The following is a 6094-nucleotide window of genomic DNA, read 5'->3' on the forward strand; positions in this document are numbered from 1 at the left end:
TTTGGGCAGGCTTCATTTTTTATTTAGCGCTTGTCTTCACTTCCTCTTTCACCACTTTCATCACCCCGCTCATCAGGCGCCAGTGGCCAGGGAACGTACAGATGTAAGGGTAATTGCCTGGTTCAGTGGGTGCCGTGAAGGTAAGGCGATAGGTTTGGTCAGGGTTGACCAACGGCGTGAACGCGATTACTTGTGGCAGATTGGGAACGTAGTTTTTCTCGGCCGCATCTTTTTGCGTAATCATCTTGTCGGCGGCATTTCCTACAATATCCGTTGATTTAGGCTTGATAATCACCAAGTTGTGCTGCATAGCATCGGGGTTTTCAAAAACCAACTCAACGGGTTTGCCCGCAATGACTGTAAATTCTTTGATATCAAACTTCATCGCTTCCTTGATGGATTTGATTTTGATAACCTGCAAGTTCGGGTCAACCGGAACCAAGGCATTTGCCCCAAAAGACTCTACAATTCCGGTGAATTTGGCTTTCAAATCTTCCGAAATGGTTTCTTTGGTGCTAACCAGCAGCATTTTGTTGGCATCGTTGGTTGTCACTTTACGACGTGGATTCCAACCATTTACGATTCCTTTCAACACCGCATAACGAGCTTCGCTGTCGAGCGTATTGGCTTTGACAATCAACGCAATAACCGAATCTGGGCTTACCGTAGAGGAAGCATAGCTCCGGGCGGCGCGCTCCAACGCAAAGTCAGAAAGTTTGGCGGGGCGTTTTACTTCAAAGGTTTTGGCAAACGAGTTGTTCTTAACGTCATCTTCTTCAGAAATCAGGTTGTCGGGGTCGATGCTGGCGCTGATGCGCAATTTACCAGCTTGTTCGGCCGTAAATCCCATCCGTCCAACCCAAGGGCCGTTGTTACTTTCAACCAATTGAATGGTTTCACCCGCGCCGATACCATTTTTCAATTGATAACTTACCAAATTGATTTTGAGTCCTAAGCCTTCGATTTGAACTTTTACCACGGGCACTGTTTCTTTCGGAATGGCAGTTCCCTTGTTGGTTATTTCAATCGCGATAGCGGCATACTCTCGAACAAAAGGCTGAGCGGGTGTGGTAGTAATGTTGGTAATCGCAAAGTCAGGCTTGGTGGCAGCAGTATGTGCATGATTGGCCGTTGATGTTTGCGATGAGGCGGCATTGGGGCCGTGCATGGCGCTGTGGTCATGGGTCATGGGGGCTGATGCCTTGCCGTGCGACGGTCCGACCTCTGCTTTCAGTCCAACGGTACGTTTGGCCAAATAGGCTTTCATTAATTTCCCGCCGTGGGCATTCAGGATAATCGAGAATGCATCTGGAAGCCAACGGTCATCGGCTTCATTTGAGCTTTCGAAACGAGCCAAAATGGTCTTTTCAGCTTCGGGAGTTAGTGGCGTTTCGCTAAACTTCAAAAGTGAATTCAGCACCACTAGAGGCTCTTTGTCGTTCAGGGTATTATTGGCCAACAGCGCCTGCGCGGTTGCCGCCGTTGGAGGCAAAACTTGCAGCGCATTTTTACGAACAGCGGCGCTTGGGTGTTTTAAAGCAGAAGTAACGGCTTTCAAAACACTTTCATCATTCATAGCTCCCAAGCCTTCTAGCGCCCAAAGAGCATGAATTGCGGCAGGGTTCAGGCCAATTTCGTCAACGGATGAGTCATTGACCAATGCAATCAGTTGTGGTACAACGTCTTTGTTACCTCTTTCCACCAACATACGTTGGGCGTGATTTCGCCAAAACATATTAGCGTTTTTCAGGGCCGCCACCAATTCTGCTGGGCGGTCTTTGCTCAATGAAATCGGGGTATAGGCAGGCGCCTGCTTGTAGCCTACTCGGTAAATACGTCCGTGGGTATAATCGCGCAGATCGGTGTCGTAAGCATTTCCTTTACCGTTGCCAAAGCCCTGTGGAGTAGGGTTGTGTTGGATAATAAAGCTGTACCAGTCGGCCACCCAAACGGCCCCGTCGGGTCCAACTTCAGCAAAAACGGGAGAAAACCATTCATCAGCACCAGCCATCAGGTTGAAGGCTTCCTTGTCTTCGTAATCAGTACCTTTTTTTACCATTTCGTTTTGGTGCAGTACGTGACCAGTAGGCTCAGCGACGAAGGCAATTTGGTTCCAGTATTTCTTAGGGAAGGCCCGTGCGGTATAAAAATTATGTCCTGCAGCGGCGGTAAAGCCCCCAAAAACGTCTACTTGACGAATCCGTGGGGTGATAGGCTTCATGTCTTTGTGGGTATCGGTACCTCGGCTACCGTTGTCGCGGCCCATGCCTGTATTGCCCGTAAAATAACGGTGCGGGATGGCCATGTACCAGCCGTGTGAGTTGTTGGCCGTTGAGCCAAACACATCGCCAGCTTCGTTGAAAGCCATTCCCCACGTGTTGTTGGATGTACTTGTCATCCATTCCATTTTAGACCCATCGGGTTTGAAACGGAAAAATGCCTGTCCGAATTTCAGACTGTCGGTGTTGTCTTTGAGTTTTCCTTCGAATCCAGAATAGCCTACTGAGCCCCAAATCCAGTTGTCAAAACCATAGTGTAAGTTACTTGGACCCGCGTGGGTGTCGCCCGTACCAAAGCCAGAGAAAAGGATTTTCTTTTCGTCCGCTTTGTCGTCACCGTTGGTATCTTTCAGGAAAATCATGTGAGGTGCTTGGCTGACGATGAGCCCGCCATTGGCAAATACCATGCCCGTTGGAATGCTTAATCCTTCAGCAAAACGTGTAAACTTATCAGCTTTACCGTCTTTGTCAGTGTCTTCGCAAATCAGGATATAATCAGTGCCACCTGTATCTTTACGCTCGTTGGGATAATCTTTGGTAATCAAGACATATAAACGACCGCGCTCGTCCCAGCTCATGGCAATGGGGTGCATTACGTTAGGCTCTGCTGCAAACAACTCCAAGGTAAAATCGGCGGGTACCTGAATGTGTTTCATAGATTGCTCAGGCGTGACGGCATTTTGCTGCAATTGTGGGCCAGTGCGTTTTTCGTAGTTGGGAAGTTTGGCTTCTTTGTACGTAAAAGGTAGCGGGTCGAGCGCATCTAGGTTTTTGACGGCTTGGTCACCCACGGCCCAACGAATTCCTTTTTCGAGCATTTTCATAAACTCGGGCTGACTCCACGTACGGTCGTCGTGACCATAAGCCGTGTAGAAAATACGGCCTTTGCCGTGGGTACGTACCCACGTGTACGGCTCCGTTTTGGCGTTGGGCTTATCTTTGTACTGGTCGGGCTGAATCTCGCGCTCAGTCAATACCAGATTGTCGGGTTGGAGTTTGCTGTGCAGATACGTTTCGTCCAGTGTTTTGAACTGCTTCACGCCCATGATGGCGGGGTGGTTGGGATTGGTCCAAACCGGACGAATGGTATCCCACGTGTGCCGCCAGAATTGGCCACCCATGATTTTGACCAATTCATCCGAATTGCGGAAACAATACGATGCGCAGTGAACCGGAATGAACCCTTTGCCACTGGCAATGTAATCTACCAATGCACGCTCTTGAGGTTTGCTGATGGTATCCCAGTTGGCATAAAGCAACACACCGTCATACTTGGCCAGATTGGTCGGATTGAGGTCTTCCAATTGGTCAGAATAGGTAAAGTTGATGCCCTTGCTTCCCAGCGCAGACATGATGGCGGGCACCCGCTCGATGGGGCGGTGGTGGCCATTGTCGCCCAGAAACAGAATTTCCAACCGTCGTGGAGTCACGGGTTGGTTGGATTGGGCTGTTTGTGCGGGTTTTTGCGTAGCGCATTGCCACGTCAAAATCGCGAGTAAAACAATGGGTAGGAGACGTTTCATTGTATGGTTCATTCAGATGATTTCGAAGTTACGCATTAAAATCAGGCAAATACATAATCTTGCCACCCTGCATGGCCGATTCGTGCGCCAAAATACCGACCGACGTCCAGTTGGCCGATTGGGCCGCGTTGGGGAATGGTGCACGGTCTTCGACCAAAGCTGTCAAAAATTCATGGACCAAGTGCGGGTGTGAGCCGCCGTGCCCTGCTCCTTGGGTAAACGAAAGGTGGGTGTTTTCGTCAATGTCATACACGCCTCTCGTGGTAAATGCCTGAATTTCTTCGGGTAACAAATGAGCATAATCGGGCGTAGCTACGCGTTCTGGAATCTCGTGCTCTTCTTTTTTGGCAGTATGAATCACAGCTTCTTCGCCTTCGATGAGCGGCCATTCAAATGATTTTTTAGAGCCGTAAACCTCAAAGCTTTCGCGGTATTGGCGAGCTACGTCAAACAACGAACGGTACACATACGCGCTCAAATCGCTGTCTTTGAACTTGATATGGGCTGATTCCACGGCAAACGGTGAGTTGTGGATTTTAGCCAATTCTTCGCGAATTGTGCCCGAACCGAAACATGAAACATATTCTGCTTCCAACCGTAGCAAGCCCGCTACCGGACCTACGCAGTGCGTGGCGTAGTGCATAGGAGGCAAGCCGGGCCAGTAGTCAGGCCAGCCGTCCATGTCTTGCTGGTGAGATGCTTTCAAAAACTGCACTTTGCCAAGTTCGCCTTTTTCATACAACTCTTTCACAAACAAAAACTCACGGGCGTACACTACTGTTTCCATCATCATGTATTTTTTGCCCGTTTCTTTGCAGGTTTTTACAATTTCCATGCAATCTTCTACCGAGGTAGCCATCGGAACGGTACAGGCCACGTGTTTTCCCGCGCGCAATGCCTTTAAGGTTTGCTCGGCGTGGTTGGGGATGGGAGAGTTGATGTGAACGGCGTCAATATTGGGGTCTTTTAATAATTCATCGTAATTGGAGTAGCGTACCTCAATGTTGAAAGCGTCACCGATGGCGTTGAGTTTCTCAACATTCCGCTGACAAATGGCGTACATATTGGCGTTTGGGTGACGCTGATAGATGGGGATAAATTCGGCTCCAAAACCGAGTCCTACGATGGCGATGTTGATTTTTTTAGACATGATATGGTTTGATTTTTATCAGAAAATGTGTTCTATATGCCTATGCGGTTGCATGAATTGCGGATAAATGCCAGTCCGTCGCGCATTAGTTGCTCTTCGGAGTCAAACATTTTTCGCCAAATATTAGCTGCGGGAAGCTTCTGACTAAAAGCTTCAATGCTTAGCCAACCGTCGTAATTGATGTCTTTGATGGCCTGAAACGCTCCCGCCCAGTCAACATTGCCTTTGCCCGGGGTACTGCGGTCGTTTTCGGAAAGTTGAATAAACGCAATGCGGTCGCCCATGTTACGGATACAGTCGCCGATGTTTTTTTCCTCAATATTGGCGTGAAAGGTATCAAACATGATTTTGCAGTTGGGATGATTGACGTCGTCTACAAAATGAATGAGTTCGTCGCCGCAGCTTGTGAGGTATAACTCAAACCGGTTTAAGTACTCCAATCCGAGCAAAATGCCTTGATTTTGGGCGTATTCGGCCAGTTGGTGAATACCTTCAACGCCCCATTTCCATTCGTCGGCCGTGGCGGGTTGGCCCGTAAAAACACCCAATGCCGAGTGATACGGCCCCATGAGCTTCGTAGCGCCCAAAACGGCTCCGCAGTCGACGGTTCTTTTGAGGTTGGTAAGGGCATTGGCGCGGATGGAAGCATCGGCGCTGATGAGGTTTTCGTTGGGACCGCAAAAGGTGTCACATTCGCGATGAAGGCCGAGTTCATCGAGTTTTTTGCGCCAGCCATGCCAAGCGTCGGGGTTGGGGTTGAAAATCGGAACTTCTACGCCTTCAAACCCAATCTCCTGAATCAGGTCAAGCGTCGGGAAAAGGCTTTCGTCAATTTGGGTGCCCCATAGGAGCAGATTCATGCTGAATTTCATACGGAAAAGGAATGGACAGGGGCAAAAAATTTCAAGTACAAAATAATAGTAAAATAATGCTAAAAACTTCCCTTCCTTTTGCTTGTTTTGACTGAATTTTGACCAAAAATAAATGAATGAATATAATTATTGTTAAAATTAAGTTAGAGCATGTTTAAAAATTAAGTATTGTTATTATCAGAATCGATTAATAATTATTTGGCAATTAGCCCATAATATCCATGCTTCGGCAGAACTGACTGTTCTTTCATAGTCTTTGGAGTGCCTTCG

General features: G+C 48.3%; 3 protein-coding genes. All 3 read right to left on the reverse strand.

From position 1 onward, the window contains the following. Positions 1–19 precede the first annotated feature (19 nt). The 3 genes from DVG78_RS23225 to DVG78_RS23235 are packed head-to-tail and all read right to left on the reverse strand — an operon-like array spanning position 20 to position 5812. Positions 20–3802 (reverse strand): PVC-type heme-binding CxxCH protein, encoded by a 3783-nt coding sequence (locus tag DVG78_RS23225; protein ID WP_114463432.1) that lies wholly within the window; start codon positions 3800–3802, stop codon positions 20–22. Positions 3803–3830: 28 nt separating this feature from the next. Continuing rightward, positions 3831–4952: a Gfo/Idh/MocA family protein gene (locus tag DVG78_RS23230; protein WP_114463419.1), complete on the reverse strand. Its 1122-nt coding sequence runs from the start codon at positions 4950–4952 to the stop codon at positions 3831–3833. Between the two features lie 32 nt (positions 4953–4984). Beyond that, a complete protein-coding gene (locus tag DVG78_RS23235; RefSeq protein ID WP_229598300.1) occupies positions 4985–5812 on the reverse strand; it encodes a sugar phosphate isomerase/epimerase family protein in 828 nt (275 codons plus the stop codon). Positions 5813–6094 lie beyond the last annotated feature (282 nt).

The sequence above is a fragment of the Runella aurantiaca genome (assembly GCF_003339505.1).
GTDB lineage: Bacteria > Bacteroidota > Bacteroidia > Cytophagales > Spirosomataceae > Runella > Runella aurantiaca.